Origin of the sequence: Planococcus plakortidis (genome assembly GCF_001687605.2) — a bacterium.
Lineage (GTDB): Bacteria > Bacillota > Bacilli > Bacillales_A > Planococcaceae > Planococcus > Planococcus plakortidis.
Window position 1 is genome coordinate 3,003,907 of the sequence record NZ_CP016539.2, and the last position, 21,788, is coordinate 3,025,694.

A 21,788-nucleotide genomic window follows, 5' to 3' on the forward strand; every position below is an offset into this window, starting at 1 on the left:
TCCATTCCCCTTTAAAAATCGAAGTTATCCGGATCTGGGCCGACGCGGCGGTCTTCGTTTAATGCCGAAATCTGCTGCATGTCTTCCTCCGTCAATTCAAAATCGAACACTTGTGAATTTTCCACGATGCGCCCTTCATTGGTCGACTTTGGAATGGTCACGACGCCGTTTTGCAGATTCCAGCGCAAAATGACTTGAGCGACCGATTTATTGTATTTCGCTGCGATTTCTTTCAGCTCCGGCTGTTCGAGTGCTTCACCTGCCATGAGCGGCGACCAGGATTCCGCCTGGATGTCGTTTTCGCGGCAGAATGCAAGCAACTTCTCTTGCGTCAAACGCGGATGATACTCGATTTGGTTGACGACCGGTTTGATGTCCGCGCCTGTCATCAAATCTTCTAAATGATGGATCTGGAAATTGCTGACGCCGATCGCTTTGACTTGCCCGTCCATATAGAGATGCTCGAGTGCTTTCCATGCTTCTTTGTATTTGCCTTCGACCGGCCAATGGAGCAAATACAAGTCCAGGTACTCCAGCCCCAGTTTCTTCAGGCTCGTCCCGTAAGCTTCGATTCCTGACTCGTAGCCGAAGTCCTTATTCCATAATTTCGAGGTGATGAATAAGTCTTCCCTCGCGATTCCCGCCTCTTCGATTCCTTGTTGGATCCCTTCCCCAACGCTTTCCTCATTGCCGTAAATGGCGGCGGTATCGATGCTGCGATAGCCGTTGACGATGGCTGTTTTGACGGCTTCAGTTGCTTCCGGGCCGTTTTCGACTCGAAAGACACCAAGGCCGAGCCATGGCATTTCGCTTCCATTATTTAACGTGACAGTCGCTTGCAGGTTTTCCATGAATGATAGCCCTCCTGTTTCTTCTAATAAACTACAGCCTAACCATTTTATTATACCCACTTGGACGGAAAATTATCGTTATAGCCCTGCAAGCTATTCAAGACGAGGGACAACCGGATCATCCCCGTTTATTTCCAATCAAAAAACAATATTGACTTCTCTGAATAGAAGCGTATATTTTAGCTTATATTTACCGGAAAAGAGTGGATGAAGAATGAGATGGAGATCATGCTTTAAGCATACTGAACCCATACTGAAGAATAGCCGGCCAATTTGATGAACAAATCCTATCTATTGAAAAAAATCCATATATCTCCGCCGCAAGTGCTATCCATCACCTTTCTGGTAACCATTCTTTTCGGGGCTGGCTTGCTGTACCTGCCTATATCAACCATCTCCCCGATTTCTTTTTTGGATGCGTTATTTACCGCCACTTCCGCGACCACGGTGACAGGCCTTGCCGTTCTCAGTACGGGAAACGATTTTACACTGTTCGGCCAAACCGTCATCATTGTGCTCATGCAGATCGGCGGGCTTGGCTTGATGACGTTCGCCGTATTGATCGTCATGCTGCTCGGGAAAAAGATCGGCCTGAAGGGGCGGATCTTGATCCAGCAATCGTTCAACCAGTACTCACTCGGCGGCATGATCCGCCTCGTGCGCATCATTCTTGTTTTCACTATCGTGATTGAAGGGATCGCTGCCGTTTTCCTGGCCGTTCGCTGGGTACCGGAATACGGCTGGGGATTCGGGTTGTTCACTAGCGCATTTCACGCCGTTTCCGCTTTCAATAACGCCGGATTCTCGCTATGGGATGATTCCTTGAGTGCTTATGCCGGAGACCCTGCCGTCAATATCATCATCACCTTGCTATTCATCACAGGCGGCATCGGATTCACGGTCCTCTACGATATGTGGGGCGCCAAGGAATTCCGGCACTTGTCGCTGCATTCGAAAATCATGCTGACCGGGACACTCGCGGTCAACCTTTTCGCCATGCTGTTTCTGTTCGTGTCGGAGTATGGGAATATGGAGACGCTCGGTTCGATGCCGCTCGGCGACAAGTTATGGGCTTCTTATTTCCAGGCCGTTACACCGCGTACTGCAGGATTCAATTCCATCGATATCGGCAGCATGGAGACCGGCTCGATTGTACTCATTTCCCTCTTGATGTTTATTGGGGCAGGCAGTGCATCGACAGGGAGCGGCATCAAGCTCACGACTTTTTTGGTCATCATCTTAGTGACCGCTTCCTATCTGAATGGAAAAAAAGAAGCCGTCATTTTCAACCGCGCAATCCCTTCCCACTTATTGGAACGCTCGCTTGCGATCGTGTTCATCAGCATGACTGCCATCTTTACCGGCATTTTGATCTTAAGCTATACGGAAAACGCGCCTTTCGAATGGATCGTTTTCGAAGCGTTCTCGGCGTTTGGGACGGTCGGATTATCGATGGGCTTGACCGGTGAGCTTTCCAACATCGGCAAATTCGTCATTATGGTTTTGATGTTCATCGGCCGCGTGGGCCCTGTCACCTTGGCTTTCGCCTTGGCGCGCCAGCATCGGGAGCCGATCCGCCATCCGAAAGGCGATATCTTTACAGGATGATGCCGGATTTGGCCAAATGAAAAGCTGCATCTCCGGATTCGGAGATGCAGCCTTTTTTCATCGGTTTCTTAACATGCCGGCAACTTCAATTCTCATCCCTATCAATTCCTTACTTTATCCCCTTACGACGGCTTGATTACTTTGTAATGTATTTCCACTTGCCGTCTTGACTCCATCGTCCGGATTTTTTCCAAGTGGATTTCCATATCTTCCAGGTGTTCGAACATGCGCGTGCCCGTCCCAAGCAGCAGCGGGGCGATGGCGATCTGCAACTCGTCCACCAGATTTGCTCGTAATGCCTGCTGGCCGATATCGGCGCCAAGTATGACCACATCCTTTTCTCCGGCAGCAGCTCTTGCTTTACGGACTGCGGTTTCGATGCCTTCCGTCACAAACGTGATGCTCAAGTCGTCGTTTTCTTTTGGATGCTTAGCCGGCGGATGATGCGTCAAAACAAAAATCGGCACTTGGAATTCATAATCATCGGCATAGGCATCCGAGTCGTCAGTCATGTCATAAGTGCGGCGGCCCATCACCACCGCCCCGGTCTTCGCCATCACTTCATTGATTTCCTCATTGGGTTCGAAACTTTCGTATAGCTTGTCGAGCTTCCCAGCGCCATCATTGATGAATCCGTCGAGTGAGACAATCATTCCAAAACAGGCCTTTGCCATCTCGCCCACATCCTTTTCTATGTTCAGTAAACCTCTTTGCTAATCATTTCCTCTTCACGCATCATTCTCCTTCTATAAAGGCATGAATTTTTATCGGTCAAAAAAAGAGGCACACTTCGATGGAAGTGTGCCTCTTTTGCGAAATTTGTCCAAATCCAATATTTAATACTAAATCCCTTTTTCCTCAAACCGCTTCAAGTCATTGCGATGTCCCATGGCGACGAGCACATCGTCCAATTTCACTTGATCATCCGGCATCGGCGCGACATTCACTTCATCTCCGCGTTTGATGGCAAGAATTGTGCATTGGTATTTCGCCCGGATGTCCAGCTCCAACAAGCTTTGGTCCATCAATTTCTCGGAAGCCACCAATTCCACGATGCTGTAGTCTTCGGATAAATCGATATAATCCACGACCTTGTCGGAATCCATGTGATGGGCGATGCGGATGCCCATCTCATTTTCCGGCTGGATGACGCGGTCCGCTCCGACTTTCTCAAGAATCATTTGATGCTGCAGGTCTTTCGCTTTGACCCATACGAGCGGAACGCCGATTTCCTTGAGCATCAAGGTGCACAACACGCTCGTCTGCATATTCTCGCCAATTGCCACGACCGCATGTTCAAAATTACGTACCCCGAGTTCCCTCAAGCTCGCTTCATCGGTCGCGTTCGCTACAGCGGCATGGGAAGAGAATTTGCGCATCAGGTCGACACGCTCCGGGGAGGAATCGATCGCCATGACCTCATGCCCGAGCTTGAAAAGCTCCTTGCAGATGCTGCTGCCGAACCGGCCCAGGCCGATTACGATAAATTGCTTTTTCACGTCATTTCCTCATTTCTATCATCCATCAAAATTAAGCCTTAAGCGGCCACCCTCTAGATGATCGGGTTGAACACCGATTCCAGTGTCTTGGAAAGCCTCCCGACCCTTACGTTCAATTGACTAAAATCTACATCTGTTGAGCAATATTGTCAATATTGACAATAGGAAGTTAACTTGTTCAAATCCAGATGCGGCATATAAGAAAAAGACACCACTCCCCTATCCATATAATAGGGAGGGTGTCTCGGCAGTTAAGGCAGTCTCCGATTAAAGGCATGCAAGCCCGACAGGCATTCTGCTTTGTCTCATGAATTTCACTTTCATCAGGTTTAGCTGCATGCTTTTTCGCTATGTTATTGGCACTGGGTTTCTCTTTTTAGCCTCGCCATTGTGTTGTTTGTGCATTCAATCAAGTAAAAAACCAATCGCCGATCTCCACTAAACTGTTGCGGACATTCCCACAACTGACGGAAAACTTCTGTCAGGACGCGTTCGCATTCCGCTTGGTCATTGAATTTCCGATAACAGGCCTTCCAAAGCAATAAATAGTATTCATCGTATATCGATTCCAAAGCGGTTCTGTCCCGAAACTTCAGCCTTTCCAACAATTGCCCATCCGTAGTCATTTAGCACCTCTCTCTTCTTATTCAAAATACCCATAAGAAGAGAAAGGAAACCCTATATTCAGGATAATATCAAGATAATCAAGTAACAGAAAGGACCGGCCCCGATAGACAGGGCCGATCCGTTTCTTGCCATTATACGCTTAAGATTGGACGGGATTTCCCAACCCTTTATGGATGGTGACTTGATGCGGAAACGGGATTTCAATATCGTGGGCATCCAGCGCTTCCTTGATGGCTTTGCGCAGCTCGCGCTCGACTCCCCATTGCTCCCCGCTTTTCGCTTTGGCGATGATGCGCAGCGTCACATCCGATGCCCCGAACGCTTGGACGCCGATGACATCCGGCCCTTCGACGATATTGGCATTGTCTTTCGCGATTTTCTCGCATACCTGTTTCAGCACGGCCATCGCTTCGTCGATATTTTCATCATACGAGACCCCAATATCCACGAGTGCACGCATATTTCCGCGCGAATGGTTGCTGACGGTCGTAATGTCGCGGTTCGGGATGAAATTCAAAGTCCCGTCAAAGCTGCGGATTTGCGTCGTGCGCAACCCAACCGATTCGACGACACCGTCAATGGCACCCACCGTGACATAATCGTTGACATCGATCTGTTTCTCCAGCAACAGGAAGAAGCCGGTGACGACGTCGCTGACGAGGCCCTGTGCGCCGAACCCGATCGCCAGGCCGACGATTCCCGCTCCGGCGATGAGGCTCGCAACGGACAGCCCGAAAATATTGAACAAAGTTGCAACCAACACAAAAACCAATGCGTAGGAGAAGACGTTCTCAGACAATGAACGAAGCGTCAATGCACGGCCGTTTGTCACATCGCCTTTTTTCGTCAAGCGGTCAAACGAACGGTTGATCAGCTTTTTCCCCACCGCCCGGACAATCGCAAAGGCAATCAAAATCCCGATGACCTGGGCGGCAATGATTCCCGCCTCTACTAATAGATTTCCCCAATCAATATCAATGAAATCAAACAAACAATCATTCCTTTCACTTCCTCGCGCCATGTTCAACCGACGCAGAACCTATGTATTTTCCTGTTTCTTTATAACATACTTCCAGGGCGCATTTCACGCTTTCTACTAGAAGCCGCTTTTCATGATTGAATTTCCCCTTGGAACGCTTACATTTCCTCCCAGAGGTTTTACACCTGCTTCAGGTGGTAGATAAAGGTAGAAACCAACTATTACCAACCTGAGGAGAGATTATAAATGGCGAATATCCAAAACCCTAGAACGCAATATACGACGGAAGATTTTCCGAAACAATACCAGGAAGCCCCTGGCGTACAGAACCAAATGACTCCCGTGCCGGATTGCGGCGAGAAGACATATAAAGGTTCAGGCAAACTGGAAGGGCGCAAAGCGCTAGTGACCGGCGGTGATTCCGGAATCGGCCGCGCCGCTGCCATCGCTTACGCGAGAGAAGGCGCAGACGTGGCGATCAATTATTTGCCGGCGGAACAATCCGACGCGGATGAAGTGAAGCAATTGATCGAAGCGGAAGGCCGCAAAGCCGTATTGATCCCCGGCGACTTGAGCGACGAAGCGTTCAACAAGGAAATGGTGGAAAAAGCCAACAGCGAACTTGGCGGATTGGACATTTTGGCTTTGGTGGCCGGCAAACAGCAAGCCGTCAAAGACATTGCCGACCTGCCGACAGAGCAGCTGGAGAAAACATTCCAAGTCAATGTCTATTCCATGTACTGGACAGTGAAAGCGGCACTTCCTCACCTTCCGGAAGGCGCGTCGATCATCACGACAAGCTCGGTTGAAGGCTTTGACCCGAGCCCGATGCTGCTCGATTATTCCGCAACGAAATTTGCGATCATCGGCTTCACGAAATCCCTGTCCAAGCAATTGGCAGACAAAGGCATCCGTGTCAACTCGGTCGCACCAGGCCCGATCTGGACAGCGCTTCAGATTTCCGGGGGGCAGCCGCAGGAAAACATTCCTGAATTCGGCAAAGGCACACCGGAAACACCGATCGGCCGTGCAGGCCAGCCGGCAGAACTCGCTTCTGTCTATGTATTCCTGGCTTCCATCGAGTCCAGCTATGTGACAGGGCAGATCTATAGCATTACAGGCGGCATGACGACCGCTTAAATTTATATTCAAAAAGCGTGGGGCACCGAATCAATCGATGCCCCACGCTTTTTTTCATTAAATATTTTTCAGCCATGTCATCAGGCGCAAAATCTCGAAGGGTTCTGCCCATGTGATGACAAAGAGGATGATGAAGAAAACAGAGAGCGACCACACTTTCAATTGTCCTGGCTCTCTTTTCAAGGCAGCAATGAAAACAGCTCCCGCAGCTGCAAACAGCAGCAGAAAACCGATAAGTGCAAGCGGCTCGGAATACTCCGAACTTAGCCGGTTGAGCATGAGAAATAGACTTCCCACTACGATGAGTCCAAGTGAATATTTACTGAACATCTCATCTCTCCTTTTTTCAAGAAAGCCCGCTGTTAATCATCACGGTGCAAAGCCGTAGTAGAACAGGATATGTGCATAAAAACCGAAGAATGCGGCTACTAAAGTCACCAGGACAAATAACACCATCATGATGATTTTGGAAATTTTGCCGATATCAAGCCGCCAAATTCCTTTATAGACTTGCACCCATAGCGCAATGACGAATGGAACCACCATCAAAAAATAGAAAACGATGAGGCCGTTCCCAAAGACATCAAAATAATCCCGGTTCACACTGTCGCTCGCCCTGAAATAACGGCTCATCCCGAAAAAGAACGCAAGAAACGATAATTGCACCACAAGCCCATAGATGAATAGAGGAATTCTGAATGTCCCCAGGTTTCGCAACATCCATAAGACTGCACAGTACAGGATGGCGATTACAATGGCGATGTAAAAACTGAATGGATAAAAAATATGCACACTTCCTTCTTTTCGCTCATTCTACCAGAGCGGCTCTTCTTCCTCTGTCAGTTCGACCAAAAATGGATAGGCAGCTATGACGGTGATCCCGCTGGCGATGATCAGCATGAATATCGTAATGACCGAGAAATTAAATAAAACCCCGAAAAGCATAGCCAGTGGCGTCAGGAAGTTTAAAAGGCCGGCTCTTTTTTTCGATTGCGTGGTAAGCAATTGCTTTTTCCCGCAATGCGGACAAATCATTCCGGTATCCAAAGTGAACATCTTCTTGACCGTCTGCTTCCAACTCCATTGCTTGTGGCAGTTCTGGCAAATTGGCATGGACTCCCCCCAGTGAGCTTTTTTTTAATTTGTATGCTGAAACTCTTTGTCATCATTAGATTAACAGAGTTAACCAAAAATTCCCATGATAAAAATGGAAATTAATTGGATTTCACCTTCAATCTCAAGAGTTCTGCCAAATCCATGTCCAATAAAAAAGAGCAAGAACTGGATAGCAGTCCTTGCTCTTAGGCCATCAATGCATATACCGATGCTTTCTCAGGCTGTTCAAATTGGCGATTTCCTGCAGGAGCTCTTGCCCGATATTCGTCTCCCGCACTTTTTTGCGTTCAAGTTCCTCGTCGACCAATCGCTTGATCGATAAGACGTCGGTGCCGTTTTGCAGTACCTCTTCCTTGGAATTGAAGCGCTGGTGGGCAACGAGCTGCATGCCGTAGGAATTATACAGAAGCGTGTAGCCCGCGATGCCTGTCGTCGATTGATAGGCCTTTGAAAACCCGCCGTCGATGACAATCATTTTGCCGTTTGCCTTGATCGGGTCTTCCCCGTCCCGTTCCTTGACCGGCGTATGCCCGTTGATGATGCGCCCGTGGTCGGGATCCAAATCGAATTCCGCAAGCATCTTGCGGCACATATCTTCATCTTCACGCAAATGGTAATACGGGTTTTTCCGTTCTTTATGCGTTTCTTTGTCTTTGATAAAATAGCGTTCGAAGGTCGTCATTTCCCGTTTGCCGAACAGCGAGGAATTTTCGCCTGTCCATTGGTACCACACCATGTCGGTCGCGAAATCATCGGTCTCTTCCGGGTGCGCGAATGCATAGCGGGTATACTCTTCGAAGACATCGAGAAGCTCGCGCCCCGCATAGCTTTTGCCTTCGATCTCCATTTGCTTCATGTCGCCATTCTCTTCGAGCGGGATGCAGCCGTGGATCAGCAAATTGCCGTTATATTGAAGATACAGCTTCCCTTTTTTCATGAGGAAGTTCATATGGCGCGACAGCTTCTCGGAATGCTGGATGGAGAACAGCAATTTATCGATGACCTGCTGCTCTTCGTCGAGCAAGCGGTCGGGCTGTTCGGGATCGATCGTGGAGAAGCAGGTATTTTCCAGCGGATAGGTTTTGCCGTGGATCGTCACTTCATTTCGATCGTAATCGACTTTTTCCAAGAGCAGGCGGTCTTCCATCGCGAAGCAGGAACGCCGCTTGATGATCGGGCTTTCCAATTTGAACTGGATGATCGAGATCGCCTGGTGGATCTTCGTGATCTGCAGCTGTTCCTGCTCCGTCAAATGCTCTCCCGAAATACGTTTTGGGTGGAACGCAGGGTTGTCTTCGTAATACTTCTCCGCCAAATTCAACAGCGGGCGCAGATTGATGCCGTACACATCCTCGATGATGTCCAGGTTATTATAGCGCGCACAAATGCGGATGATGTTCGCGAGGCAGACTTTGGAGCCGGAATAGGCGCCGATCCACAACACGTCATGGTTCCCCCATTGAATGTCGAGTGAGTGGTAGTCGATGAGCGTATCCATGATCTTATGCGGATCCGGCCCCCGGTCGTAAATATCGCCGACTACATGCAGATGGTCGACTGTCAGGCGCTGCATCGTATAAGCCAGGCCGACGATCAGCTTGTCCACTTGCCCCAGGGAAATGATCTGCTCGAGCATTTTCGCGTAATAATCCTTCTTGTTGGTGAACTCGTCCGTCTTGTACAGGAGTTCTTCGATGATGTAGACGAATTGCTTCGGCAAGGCTTTGCGCAATTTCGAGCGCGTGTATTTGGATGAAGCGTAGGACACCAGTTTGAGCAGCCGCTCGATCGTGCCGATATACCATTCCCTCAATTCTTTCTTGCTGCTGAAATGGCTTTTGATCAGGCTCAATTTCTCTTCCGGGTAATAGACGAGTGCCGCGAATTCATTCAGCTCCTCTTCACTCATCTCACCCTTGAACAAATCCCTGATTTTCACTTTGACGTTTCCGGAGCCGTTGCGCAATACATGCTGGAACGCCTGGTATTCGCCGTGGAGGTCGCTGACGAAATGCTCCGTCCCTTTCGGCAAATTCAAGATGGCTTCCAGGTTGATGATCTCCGTTGCCACTTTTTCTTCACTATCGTATTTTTCTGCCAGTAAATCCAAGTACTTTGAACTGATCATGCGGAATCCTCCTTCAAGTTATATGTCTTTATTAAGTTCCATTGAAAGCAAATTCCTGAAACGTGTGTTCTTCGAAGCCGGCCATGCCCAAGGAATTCTCCATATTTCCAGTCTATAGCAGTTACTATAAACGCTCCACTAAAAAATGATCTTTCCCCGCTTCATTTAAGAAGATTATGCGCCTCTATTCGTTCCTCATTTTGTAAAACGGTTAATAGGTACATAGATACTATTTTAATGCAACATACTGGAATTATAATAAGGAAAAAACTGAAAAAGGCAAACTTACCTGAAAAGGAAGGACGCAAAGCCATGAGCCTACCCACTGCTTCAGCAGTGCACGGTCGTCAGGTTGCCAGGCACCCATTCTTCCGTGGGCCTCGGCTGACAGAATGGAGGATTGGAATATGTTGAAGAAAGCGGCGATGTTGATGTTCGCGATGTCTCTTATGCTGGCGTTCAGCCAGGCAGAAAATGTACAGGCAAGCGGCGATGCGCCTGATACCCGCGCCACTTGGCTGTGGAACCCATGGATGTTCGTGGAAGATGAAGCAGCTGTGCTGTCTTTTCTCGAGCAAAAAAACGTCAATAAAGTCTATATCCAGATCGATCGCGATGTCCCCAAAAATACGTATCGCAGCTTTGTCACGCAAGCGCATGCACGCGGCATAGCCGTATTTGCACTTGACGGAGCGCCGTCCTGGGTTGCGCCAAAAGGCTATACGAACCAGAACAGGTTGATGGACTGGCTCGGCAATTACCAAAGCGGCTCGACGGATCCGGCACGCTTTGACGGCATCCACTTGGATGTGGAGCCTTATTTATACAGCGGCTGGAATTCGAAACGCGCCGCTACCGTGAAATCCTATCAATCGCTTTTGCAGCGGGCCGCGGCGAGCTCTTTGCAGCTGAACTTGCCGCTTGAAGCCGATATGCCATTCTGGTTCGACGAGATTCCTTATCAAAATACATTCGGCAGCGGGTTATTGGCGGAATGGGTGATCGCCAATACAGACGGGGTAACCTTGATGGCTTACCGGGATTCCGCGCCGATGATCATCGACATCGTCAAAAACGAGATCGCCATGGCCGAAAAATATGGCAAACAGGTCGTAGTGGGCGTAGAGACAGGCATCACCGACGAAGGCAGCACCATCACGTTTGCCGAAGAAGGCGAAGCGTTCATGAATGGGCAGCTGGACAAAGTTGCCGCTCATTATTCGGCGTATCCTTCTTATGAAGGAATTGCCATCCATCATGTCGGCAGCTGGATGACGCTCAAGCCATGACAAGACCAGACACTTCTCATGATTGCCGGAAGTGTCTTTTTGTTTTTGCCCCAATAGCAGATCGCTAAAATATCACAATTAGGATAGTAAGTACCTTACTAACAAGCCAAATGATGGTATTCTAGAAGTGGAAAATATTATCTAATTAACTAATCAATTGACATATTACGGAATTCAATTCGTCATATTTCAGCTCTTGGCACATCTCTTCCCGGATGTCTTGAGGGATTTTTTTAAGGAAGGTGAAAGAAATTGGCCCAAACAGATTACAAGGCTTTGCTTGCCAATCGAATGGAACGGGATTTTTCAAAATGGACTGCGCAAGGCACGCTGCAGGAGAGTGAAGTCTATCGGTTCTTGCACACGATGAAAGGGACGGCGGGGACGATCGGCATGGCCGAACTGTCCGATTTTTGTGCCGTGCAGCTGGACTCTTTTTCGGAACATAGCACGACCCCGCTTTCAACCGCCTCCTTAAAAGAGCTCATCGCTTCATTCCGCTATTATTTTGCAGCTGAAGAGGCTGTAAAAGAAGAAACAGCGGAGCTGGAAACTTCAGCAAACGATCCGATAAACGAAGAAGCCCTCGTATTGGTCATCGATCCCGATGCGGAATACGCCGCAAAGATCAAAGAGACATTGGAAGCGAGAAGCATTCCCGCAGTCATAGCGCTCGATGGCCAAAAAGGCATGGAATTATTTTATACATTGCATCCCCAGATGGTGCTAGTGGAAGCGAAGCTGCCGGATACGGATGGGTTCCATCTGGCCGAACGAATCGCCGAAGCCGGCCGGGACCGCCATTTGCCAGTCGCCATCATGAGGGAAGGCGGCCAGATTGATGACCACATCCGTGCCATGGAAGCCGGCGCCACTGATTTCCTGGCTAAGCCGCTGAATATGGCGTTTTTCCTCCCTTATCTCGCCAATCGCCTGCGCAGCCAGGAATTCGTGCTCCAAGCGGTGCGGGTGGACAAAATGACGGGAGCGGGCAATCGCCAATCATTCGATCATGCCCTATCGCAAATGGCGAACCTTGCAGAACGAACCGGCAAGCCCTTCACGCTGGCCTTGCTCGATCTCGACCATTTCAAGAAAATCAATGACAGTTACGGGCATCCGGCAGGAGATGAAGTGCTGCGTTCGTTCAGCCAGCTCATCCTGAACCGGAAACGTGAATCGGACCAATTCTTCCGCTACGGCGGAGAGGAATTCGCCTTGATCCTTCCCGATACCAGGGCAGCAGAAGCGGATGCATTCATCGATCGCCTGCGCCAGGCGCTGGCTGAAACGGAATTCACCGTCAATGGCCATGTGCCGGTCCGTTTAACGTTCTCTGCAGGGCTCAGCGAATACCAGCTCGCGCAGGAAACGATCGTCAGCAAAGCCGACCAAGCCCTGTATCTGGCCAAGCGGAACGGCCGCAACCAGACGAGAGTATATGAAGCTGCAGGTCATGATGTAAAGCGCAAACTGAATATCGTCATTGTCGATGATGACTCGCTCGTGCGTAAATTGGTCGCCAAGCAATTTTCCAATTGGAAAACGGAGGACTTCGATATCCACATCGAGGAGTACCCAGACGGCCTTGCACTCGTCGATTCCGATTGGTATCGCCCGGATGAGCATTACATGATCTTGCTCGACGGCGTCATGCCGAAAATGGATGGGCTCGAAGTGCTGAGCCATGTGCGGTCGCAGTATCCACATGACAATATTCTTGTTTCCATGCTCACCTCCCGCAATAATGAATCGGACATCGTTTTGGCCTTGAAGAGCGGAGCCGATGATTACATCGTCAAACCATTTTATGCACAGGAAGTCGTGGCCCGCGTCCAGCGGCTCACGAAGAGGATGTTCAAATGAATTTATCGCATTTGTGGATCCTCATCGCCTCCCTGTTCATCGGCCAACTCGCTTTGTTATTGATCCTGGCCTGGCGCAAGCAGCAATCGAATAAACGGGAAGCCGCGATCGGGCAGGAATACGATGCGCTAATCGAATCGTTCAGTTCCTATATGATGGATCCCGCAGACGATCGGTTCATCGCAGGACTGCAGGGTTCCCCTTACCGGCTGGCCGTGCTTGAACGCTTATTGAACCATTACGTATCCGTCACCAAAGCCGGTGCCGATTCTCCTGCTGTTTCTTATCTGTCGGAACAATTCCTTGCCAAACGCTACGCCAAGTTGCTGAAACACGGAAACTGGGCGATGCGCATGAATACCTTGTATTTCATCGAAGATTTTCGGGTGGCATCGCTCGTGCCGCTGCTGAAGGAGAAATTAGCGAAGAGCTCCAAACTCGACCAGGAGACCCAGCAATTGATCCGCACGCTCGCTTCCTTGAATGAGACGGTAGCCATTTCAGCGCTTGCGAAATACCCCGATGCCCCGGCCCGCCTGTATATCGACGTTTTCAAGCGGCTGGATGAGCTGACGAAACTGGACGAGCTGGATGCTGCCTTGAAAAATGAAACCGGCAACGAGACGCTGAAACATTCAGCCGTTTCCTATATCGGCATGGCCGGCATAACGCTATTTCTTCCGCGCATCGAAGAGGAATTGCAGAATCCTGACATGGAGATGCGCATCCAGGCATTGAAAGCGATCCTTCATCTGCAATACATGAATGCGCCAGGCGCCCTTGCCCCGTTTTTTCATTCTGCGGCCTGGCCGGAGCGCATGTTTGCCGCCCAGATTGCAGGCAAGCTGCAATTGTCACGCTATAAGGAAACACTCAGCGAATTGCTCGGGGATCCGGTGTGGTGGGTCCGCTACTCATCAGCCGAGGCCTTGACGCAGTTTTCGGAAGGGGATATCGTGCTTGCCCATCTTGCGGAAAGCCACCCCGACCGCTATGCGCGCGATATGGCCAATCAATGGAAAACCGCTCTTTTAGGAAGTGAACAATAATGCAGGAACTAGCGCTGATTCTATCTTATATCGTTATCGCCTATATGCTGTTTTCCAGCTTGAGCTACCTCGGGCTCTTTGCGCTCGCCTACGGGAAAGTCAAAAAAGAGAACAAACTCGACAAGCGCGAGTCGACAGAAGATTTCCTGAGAAACCAATCTACTTATCCGGTATCGATCCTCGTGCCTGCCTATAACGAAGAAGTCGGCGTCGTCAGCACGGTGCGTTCGCTATTGGCGCTTGAATATCCCGAAAAGGAGATCATCGTCATCGACGACGGATCGAAAGACAGCACCTCGCTGCGCATGATCGACGAATTCAAGATGAAGGAAATCCCGTTCGCCGTCCGCACACACATCGAAACCGCGGAAATCGAGGCCATTTATCAATCCTCGATCTTCCCTTATATCCGCCTCATCAAAAAAGCGAACGGCGGCAAGGCCGATGCCTTGAATGCCGGGATCAACCTGTCGTCGTTCCCTTATTTCTGCGCCATTGACGGCGATTCCATTTTGGAAAACGACGGGCTCTTGAAATGCATGAAGCCCATCATCGAATCGGACGGGCAAATCATCGTCACTGGCGGATCGGTCCGGATCGCCAACGGCTCGACCATTTCGAGAAGCAAAGTGGAACTGATCGGCCTGCCGAAAAGCCCGATCGTCCTCATGCAGATCATCGAGTATTTCCGCGCCTTCCTGATCGGTCGCCTGGCATTAAGCCATTTGAATATTTTGCTGATCGTCTCGGGCGCTTTCGGCGTCTTCAATAAAGAACGCGTCATCCAAGCGGGGGGATACAATAAGAACACGGTCGGCGAGGATATGGAATTGGTCGTCCGGCTGCACCGTTTGCTGCGGGAAGAAAAATCCAAGCAGCGCATTGAATACATTCCGGATCCTGTCTGCTGGACGGAAGCGCCCGAATCGCTGGAAGTGCTCAGGTCCCAGCGGATTCGCTGGCAGCGCGGGCTGCTGGAAACTTTGTGGAATCACAGAAAAATGATGCTCAACCCGAAATACGGCTCGATCGGTTTGTTTTCCATGCCTTATTTCCTGTTCATCGAACTGCTCGGTGCCGTGTTCGAGTTCATCGGCTATTTCATCATTTTCGGCGGCTTTTTCTTCTCATTGGTCGACCCGCAAGTCGCCGGCGTCATGTTCCTGGTGACGGTGTTCTACGGGTCGCTCATTTCGGCACTCGCCGTATTATTGGAAGAATTGACGCTCCACAAATACCCGAAAGTTTCCCATTTGATGCGCCTGTATTTCTGGGCATTGACCGAGGCCTTCTGGTACCGCCCGCTTATGGTACTGTGGCGAGTCAAGGGGATCATCGCCACTTTCCAAAAGAAAGCGCATTGGGGCGATATGAAACGCAAAGGGATTTCGACTTAACAGCAAGGAGGATACTGATGAAGAAAATATTGGTCGCAGATGATGAAGACATTTTGCGCATCTTGATCGCAGATACTTTGGAAGACAATTTCCTGATCGAAGAAGCCGAAGACGGCAAAGAGGCCCTGGAGAAGATCCGGGCCAATGACTACGATTTGGTCGTGCTCGATTATATGATGCCGTACCTCACCGGCATGGAAGTGCTCGAGGAAGTCCGGAAAGACCTGAACGACACGAAAGTGCTGATGCTGACCGCGAAGGCACAGGATGCGGACCGCGAGAAAGCCATCCTGAACGGGGCGGATTATTTCATGTCCAAGCCGTTCAGCCCGATGGAACTCTTGGCGCTTGTGGAAGATATTTTGGTGTCCTAGAAAAACAAAGCCGCTCTAAAAGAAACGGTTGATGTCCATTACGACGGACGCGCTCTAGCCCACAGGATGTGGGTCATGCAGCTGGATTCACCGTCTCCATTCCCATCAGTTACTAATAAAAATAGCCGAAGAAAAAGAATATCTTTTTCTTCGGCTATTTTTATTTTGTTATAGGATTGGTCAATTTTTCAGTCGTTTGCTCTTTCTCAGCTTTCCGGCTCGTCATCCAGGCCGTATGTGGCGTAGAAGATGACGCCGTTCTGCTCCTGCCCGTTCTGCAAGCCTTTCATCACTTTCGATAAATTCACCGGGGCGTATGGTTTGGTCAAGTAGTGGTTGATCTTGCTGATCTTGTTGGCGTCCACTGATGGGTCGAGTGCGGAAGAAATGACGATTGGGATATTCTCTGTCGCCGGGTCTTCCTTCATCATATCGACCAAATCCCAGCCGCTCAATTCCTCACCGAGCATGATGTCGACGACCGCCCCGACCAAAGGCGTGCGCTTCGCTTCTTTGAAGGCTTCTTTCGGCGAGGTGTGGTAAATCACTTTAAAACCGTTGAGCTTCAGCTCTTCCGATAACAGCAACGCGAGGCTCATATCATCTTCCACGATCATCACCGGCGGGTTCTCCTCCGCACCTTCTTGTGCAGCATATTCCTGGATTCCGGATATGAGCGGCAATTCAAAGTGGATGGTCGTGCCTTGTCCTTCCTGCGATTCAATCCAGATCTTGCCGTCGTGCTTGGCGATGATTTCCTGGCAGATCGCAAGGCCAAGCCCGGTGCCGCCGATTTTGCGGCGCGAACTATTGTCGATGCGCTGGAATTTGGAGAACAGCTTCGGTATGTCTTCAGCCGGGATGCCGATTCCTTCGTCCTGGATCGACACACGCAAATGGTTGGCATGGTTTTTCATGCAAATGGTCACGTTGCCGCCTTCTGGGGAAAACTTGATGGCATTGCCGACCAGGTTCATCAATACTTGCGCGAGGCGCTCCCGGTCGCCTTCCACTTTGACATCCGTTGCATCGTCCACCAAGACGATCGAATGCGCCGGCTGCGTCCTGAATTTTTCCGCCGCTTCGATGACCAGTTCATTCATCGATAGCTTATCCATCCGGTACACCTGGTCCCCGGATTCCATCCGCTGCAGATCCAGGAAATCATTGATCAAATTGGTCAGGCGCATCGCTTCTTTATAAATCGTCTTCAAATAACGCACTTGCTTGTCCGGTTTCAACTCTTTGTTGAGCAATAGCTCCGTGAAGCCGAGCACGCTCGACAGCGGCGTCCGCAGCTCGTGGCTGACGGTGCTGACCAGCTCGGATTTCATCTTGTCGACTTCGTGCTCTCTCGTGATGTCGCGGTGCACGAAAATCGTCCCCGTCCGTTCCCCGTCGACAATGACCGGTGTGCTATAGACATCGATGACCCGTTCATAAGGGGCGTTGACCGTATATTGGAAAGTTTTCGCATCGCCGTCGTTCTCACGGATGCACGCGTTAAGAAAATCGTTCATCGCTTCAGGCGATGCCGTTTGTTCAGACATTTTGCGGATCCACACATCTTGGGGGATGACGGCGTCGAGCGGCGCATTCCCGCAGCTCAGCATCGTGCACATGGTTTCATTGCGCTGCACCATGCTGCCATTTTTCGCGATGAACTGGATGCCTTCATTGATGTTATTGATGATGCGCTCATTCAATGTCCGTTCATGGATCGCCGCGTCGTATAATTGGATCCGGTCGATCGCCAGATGGACGCGCTTGAACAGCCCGTCAATATCGGCTTGTTCTTCTTTCGAAAAGCCTCTTCCGACACGCGACAAGCCGACCAGCGCGATGCTTTCGTCTTGTTCGTTTTTTACGGAAGCGTATAAATCATGGATAAAGACCGGGCCGTCCGCGAAGCCTTTTTGCTCCACCGCTTCCCGTGTGACCGTAAAGGATTCATCTTCTTTCAAGCGGGTCAATAGATAAGGGATTTGCTGTTCCTGAAATTGCCTGAACATCTCTTCCGTGAAGCCTTTCAGCGCAAATTCACCGGAATCCGGCAACCACAAGGCCCCCGTATCGATCTCATACGTATCGGTAAAGTATTGGAGTGTCGCATTGATCAACTTTTGCTTATCCAAGGTAAATGACAAGACATGGTTCAAGTCGTTGAAGCGGATCAAGCGGTCTTTCGTTTGTTCGGTTTCTGCCAAGGCATCTTCCAGTTCGGCCTGTTTGTCCTGCAACTGGCCTTTATTCAAGAGAAGGGCCTGGTTTTGGGAAGTGAGGTCTTCCTGGTTTTCACGGATCGTGTTCATCATCCGTTGGAAAGTCTGGGACAATAAGCCGATTTCATCTTTCCGTTCGAGAGGGGTGTAGGATACTTGCTCGCCATTGCCGAACCCTTCGATCGATTCACGCATCCCTTCCAGCGGCTTGACGATATCATTCATCGCCCTGTAGATGATCAAGGCCGTGATGATGAACAGCAGGATGAACAATAAGATCAACATGAATGAAAAGTTCTCCGACTGCCTGATCATGTCTTCGTTCAATTGTTCCAAATCCGCTTCGGACGCGGATTTGTATTCGTCGGCGAAAGCGACGAATTCATTCACTGTAGCATTGGTCCCGTCGTTCGACAGGTTCCTCAATGCCGCATAGTCGTCATTTTGTACAGCAGCGATGGCTTGGGGAAATACTTGCGTTTCAAACGTCGTGATGAACCTTGCCAAATCGGAAATTTCCTCTTGTTCTTCCTCACTTATGGATAAGCCTTCCAACCTTTCAATGGCGCTCTTCAGAATTGCCAATTCGACATACGCCAGCCTTAACTCTTCCTGGTTCTGGAAAGCGTAATACCCCCTCGTGCGGAAAAAGAGCTGGTTCAAAGCTTCGGAAAGCCCCTGCAAGGTTTCTTGCTTTTCTGTAAGTTCGTCATATTCCGCCTGCCGCTCATCCTGCTGGCTGTCCATATAAAAGTAAATCCCAGCAATCAGCAATGAACAAATAAGCAATGAAGACAATGTAAGCCGAAGATATTTGTGCCTGATGCCTTTCTCCGATGATTTATCCATTGCGCCCACCCCAACTTTTATAAGATTGATCATGCAATAAAAATTTCAAAATTTAACCTTCAATGTAAATTTTCTTCTCTTGTTATAGTATATGATTTTCCCGATTTATAGAATCTTTTTCCGCACTTTTTTCCCTTGCATTGCTCCATCAAGACGATAAAAAAGCTCGAAGCCACGAATGGCCCAAGCTTGATTGATTTCCCCCCAGAAACGGCGGCCGCCCCTATAGGATCGGCGACACCAGTTTCGCGATATCCTGTTTCGCTTTCTCGAACCAATGCTGTTTCCTGAAATCCTCTTCGGTCAATTCCGCCGAGAGCTTGCGGTCCTGCAGGAACAGGCCCGCCATTTCCTGTGCCGACTGCGCATCGTAGACGAAAGCATTCAATTCGAAGTTCAAAGCGAAACTGCGCACGTCCATATTGGCCGACCCGACCGAGAACGCCTGTCCGTCAACGACAAGTGTTTTGGCATGGAGAAACCCGTTCTTGTAGCTATAGACTTTGACGCCGTCTTCGAGCAGTTCCCGGGCAAAAGATAGCGTGGCGGAATGGACGAAGAGATGGTCCGCCAAATGCGGAATCATCAGCTGCACGTCCACCCCGCCGAGCGCCGCTGTCCTTAGCGCATCCATGATGGACTTATCCGGAAGGAAATAAGGCGTCTGCAAATAAATCGATTCGCGCGCGTGATGGATCATCTTCAAATAACCGTTCTTGATGTCTTCATGCGTTTCCAAAGGCCCGCTTGCCACCATTTGCAGCGGGGCGCCAGATCGTTGCTCGGTTTTCGGGAAATAGGTTTCCGCATACTTCATCGGATATTTTTCAGCAGCCTGGTTCCAATCGATGAAAAAGCGGTTTTGCAAAGAATGCACCGCTTCTCCCGTTATGCGCAGATGCGTATCGCGCCAATAGCCGAACTCTTCTTTCTTGCCGATGTATTCATCGCCGACGTTAAAGCCGCCTGTATAGCCGATACGTCCGTCGATGACCGCCAATTTTCGGTGATTTCGGTGATTGAGACGCGGATTGATGCTTGTCAGCATAGCCGGCAAAAACGCGGCTGACTTGCCTCCTGCCCCGTGGAACGCATCAAAGAAATGCTTCGGCAGGCTGCTCGAACCCAAGTCGTCATACAGGAACAGCACCTTTACGCCTTGGTCCGCTTTTTCAGTCAGCAGCGACATGAGTTCCCGCCCCAGGGCGTCGTCATTGAGGATGAAATACTGCAGGTGAATATGCTTTTCGGCAGCGCGGATATCCGCGAACAAAGCATTGAATTTCCGTTTTCCGTCGTTGAAGATCTGAATATCGGAAGCCATCGATAAGGGGGCATCGGTCCGCGCGGCATTCATCTGGACAATATCCATCCATTTCTCCTCCAGTGCGGGCGGCTGGAAGCTTCCTGATTTCATCTCCGATAGCTGCCGGTCCTTCCAATCCATGAAATCACGGTTCTCATAAGCAATCGGACGATTCAGCCGGCTGCGCCTCAAAGGTTTCCCGAACAGCCAGTACAGCACGAAGCCGAGAATCGGGATAAAGAACAGGACCAGAATCCATGCCCATGCCGAAGAAGCCGTTTTCCGTTCAAAGAAAAGAATGAAAAACGCCAAGACCAAATTGATGAAAATGAAAATATTGCTTATCGTGCTCAACCATTCAAACGAAATGCCAATCCCTCCTCACGCTTCGACGTGCCTTGATTCATCGCTTAAGAAAGCTTATCTCTTTGTATTCCCCACTGGCCTATGCCTTTAACGCCCCGCAACCGGAAAAAATGAACCCCGGTGAATCCGCTGGAAGCGTCTTCGCCGGGGCATGTATTTATCCATTGGCCGATCCGAGTGGCCGCTTATTTCACCGAAGCGGCCCCGGTGGTCATGTTTTGATCAAGGCGAAACCGAGCTGCTCGATGGCGACCTTCAAGCTTCTTTCCATTCGTTCACCCTTCAGGGAATGGGCGAAATGCGGGACGTTCATTGCCATCGTCGGCAAAATGCCGGTGATGATCGGGGTGATGCCCATGATCTTCAAAGCTTTGATCAAATCCAGCAAAGGCTCTTCGATGCGTGGGTCGATTTGCGTGATGCCTGAGAAATCCAAGATGAGGAAGTCGAGTCCTCCGCTCGCTTTTATCACTACATCATCGATCAGCTGATAGGCGCGTTCCAAGGTAATGTGGCCGATGACCGGCAAAATCGAGATTTCATCGGACAAGGGCACGAGCGGCGAAGACAAAGTTTGGATTTCCTTTTGTGCTTTATCGAGTTCAAGGATATAGCTCAATAAAGATGACATGGTCCCGAACATCTCCTGCTGCTCTTCGGTAAACGAAACCGGCTCTTTATCCAAGCCGCAGATGGTACCGTACACTTCCCCGCTTTCAAAATAAATCGGGATGCCGATGAATGCGCCATTGCCGAATTGCGCAGCGACGGGCAGCTTGGCGGCATCGCCATCTTTCGAGATGTCTTCGATCACCAGCGGCTCCTGCCCGTAATTGATCGTGAGGCTGCAGAAGGTCTGGTCAAGCGGCGACTGGCTGTCTTCCACTACCAACTTTTCATTTCTATTGATCGCTTTTTTGATGATATTGGTTTTTCCGTCATTTTCAGCAATGAAAAGCGTATTGATGTCCATTTGCTTGCTCAGCATGCTCAAGATTTGATTGGCTGCATCATTGAAGTTCTGAAATTTTCGGGAAGGGCCGATTGGCTGATGGTGCATATGATCCCTCCTCTATGGGGAGTGCCCAAGGAGAAAATTGGCGCACTTTTTCCTAACGATAC

Annotated in this window: 19 protein-coding genes and 1 riboswitch; of the genes, 7 read left to right on the forward strand and 12 right to left on the reverse strand. The window is 49.9% G+C overall.

What is annotated here, in order from left to right:
• Positions 1–11: 11 nt before the first annotated feature.
• Positions 12–851, reverse strand: a complete 840-nt coding sequence (locus tag BBI15_RS14975) for an aldo/keto reductase (protein ID WP_068870772.1) — start codon at positions 849–851, stop codon at positions 12–14.
• Between the two features lie 276 nt (positions 852–1,127).
• On the opposite strand from BBI15_RS14975, the gene BBI15_RS14980 reads away from it, so the two are divergent.
• Positions 1,128–2,459, forward strand: a complete 1,332-nt coding sequence (locus tag BBI15_RS14980; protein WP_068870774.1) for a TrkH family potassium uptake protein — start codon at positions 1,128–1,130, stop codon at positions 2,457–2,459.
• A 122-nt stretch (positions 2,460–2,581) separates the two neighbouring features.
• On the opposite strand, the gene BBI15_RS14985 is transcribed toward BBI15_RS14980, so the two are convergent.
• From BBI15_RS14985 to BBI15_RS15000, 4 genes are all read right to left on the reverse strand, one after another.
• Positions 2,582–3,133, reverse strand: coding sequence for a dihydrofolate reductase family protein (locus BBI15_RS14985; protein ID WP_068870775.1), 552 nt, complete (start codon positions 3,131–3,133; stop codon positions 2,582–2,584).
• Between the two features lie 168 nt (positions 3,134–3,301).
• Positions 3,302–3,958: a potassium channel family protein gene (locus BBI15_RS14990; RefSeq protein WP_068870777.1), complete on the reverse strand. Its 657-nt coding sequence runs from the start codon at positions 3,956–3,958 to the stop codon at positions 3,302–3,304.
• A gap of 353 nt (positions 3,959–4,311) precedes the next feature.
• Complete coding sequence (locus BBI15_RS16840) at positions 4,312–4,584, reverse strand: RNA polymerase sigma factor (protein WP_068870779.1); 273 nt, start codon at positions 4,582–4,584, stop codon at positions 4,312–4,314.
• Between the two features lie 140 nt (positions 4,585–4,724).
• Positions 4,725–5,576: a mechanosensitive ion channel family protein gene (locus BBI15_RS15000; RefSeq protein ID WP_068870781.1), complete on the reverse strand. Its 852-nt coding sequence runs from the start codon at positions 5,574–5,576 to the stop codon at positions 4,725–4,727.
• 234 nt (positions 5,577–5,810) lie between these two features.
• Here BBI15_RS15000 and BBI15_RS15005 point away from each other — a divergent pair, with 234 nt between their 5' ends.
• Complete coding sequence (locus BBI15_RS15005) at positions 5,811–6,704, forward strand: SDR family oxidoreductase (protein ID WP_068870783.1); 894 nt, start codon at positions 5,811–5,813, stop codon at positions 6,702–6,704.
• A 57-nt stretch (positions 6,705–6,761) separates the two neighbouring features.
• Here BBI15_RS15005 and BBI15_RS15010 read toward each other — a convergent pair whose 3' ends face one another.
• From BBI15_RS15010 to BBI15_RS15025, 4 genes are all read right to left on the reverse strand, one after another.
• Positions 6,762–7,034, reverse strand: a complete 273-nt coding sequence (locus BBI15_RS15010) for a hypothetical protein (protein WP_068870785.1) — start codon at positions 7,032–7,034, stop codon at positions 6,762–6,764.
• Between the two features lie 39 nt (positions 7,035–7,073).
• On the reverse strand, positions 7,074–7,496 hold the full coding sequence (locus tag BBI15_RS15015) for a hypothetical protein (RefSeq protein ID WP_068870787.1): 423 nt from the start codon (positions 7,494–7,496) through the stop codon (positions 7,074–7,076).
• 21 nt (positions 7,497–7,517) lie between these two features.
• Positions 7,518–7,817 carry a TIGR04104 family putative zinc finger protein gene (locus BBI15_RS15020; protein WP_068870789.1) on the reverse strand — a complete coding sequence of 100 codons (300 nt, stop codon included), beginning with the start codon at positions 7,815–7,817 and terminating at the stop codon, positions 7,518–7,520.
• A gap of 196 nt (positions 7,818–8,013) precedes the next feature.
• Complete coding sequence (locus BBI15_RS15025) at positions 8,014–9,945, reverse strand: fructose-bisphosphatase class III (protein WP_068872622.1); 1,932 nt, start codon at positions 9,943–9,945, stop codon at positions 8,014–8,016.
• 271 nt (positions 9,946–10,216) lie between these two features.
• Positions 10,217–10,308, forward strand: a riboswitch (cyclic di-GMP riboswitch).
• A gap of 47 nt (positions 10,309–10,355) precedes the next feature.
• Here BBI15_RS15025 and BBI15_RS15030 point away from each other — a divergent pair.
• The 5 genes from BBI15_RS15030 to BBI15_RS15050 all read left to right on the forward strand — a co-directional run bounded on the left by BBI15_RS15030 (position 10,356) and on the right by BBI15_RS15050 (position 15,923).
• Positions 10,356–11,237: an amidase gene (locus BBI15_RS15030; protein ID WP_237150881.1), complete on the forward strand. Its 882-nt coding sequence runs from the start codon at positions 10,356–10,358 to the stop codon at positions 11,235–11,237.
• 252 nt (positions 11,238–11,489) lie between these two features.
• On the forward strand, positions 11,490–13,103 hold the full coding sequence (locus BBI15_RS15035) for a GGDEF domain-containing response regulator (protein WP_068870791.1): 1,614 nt from the start codon (positions 11,490–11,492) through the stop codon (positions 13,101–13,103).
• Positions 13,100–14,152, forward strand: a complete 1,053-nt coding sequence (locus BBI15_RS15040) for a HEAT repeat domain-containing protein (protein WP_068870793.1) — start codon at positions 13,100–13,102, stop codon at positions 14,150–14,152. Before BBI15_RS15035 ends, BBI15_RS15040 begins: the two co-directional genes overlap by 4 nt.
• A complete protein-coding gene (locus tag BBI15_RS15045) occupies positions 14,152–15,549 on the forward strand; it encodes a glycosyltransferase family 2 protein (RefSeq protein ID WP_068870795.1) in 1,398 nt (465 codons plus the stop codon). The genes BBI15_RS15040 and BBI15_RS15045 overlap by 1 nt, the downstream gene beginning before the upstream one ends.
• A 17-nt stretch (positions 15,550–15,566) precedes the next feature.
• Positions 15,567–15,923, forward strand: coding sequence for a response regulator transcription factor (locus tag BBI15_RS15050; RefSeq protein WP_068870797.1), 357 nt, complete (start codon positions 15,567–15,569; stop codon positions 15,921–15,923).
• A gap of 206 nt (positions 15,924–16,129) precedes the next feature.
• Here BBI15_RS15050 and BBI15_RS15055 read toward each other — a convergent pair whose 3' ends face one another.
• The 3 genes from BBI15_RS15055 to BBI15_RS15065 all read right to left on the reverse strand — a co-directional run bounded on the left by BBI15_RS15055 (position 16,130) and on the right by BBI15_RS15065 (position 21,726).
• Positions 16,130–18,994, reverse strand: coding sequence for an ATP-binding protein (locus BBI15_RS15055; protein ID WP_068870799.1), 2,865 nt, complete (start codon positions 18,992–18,994; stop codon positions 16,130–16,132).
• A gap of 223 nt (positions 18,995–19,217) precedes the next feature.
• The gene (gene cls, locus BBI15_RS15060; RefSeq protein ID WP_068870801.1) at positions 19,218–20,654 is read right to left on the reverse strand and encodes a cardiolipin synthase; all 1,437 of its coding nucleotides are present in this window, start codon (positions 20,652–20,654) and stop codon (positions 19,218–19,220) included.
• A 223-nt stretch (positions 20,655–20,877) separates the two neighbouring features.
• Complete coding sequence (locus BBI15_RS15065) at positions 20,878–21,726, reverse strand: GAF domain-containing protein (RefSeq protein WP_068870803.1); 849 nt, start codon at positions 21,724–21,726, stop codon at positions 20,878–20,880.
• Between the last annotated feature and the right edge of the window lie 62 nt (positions 21,727–21,788).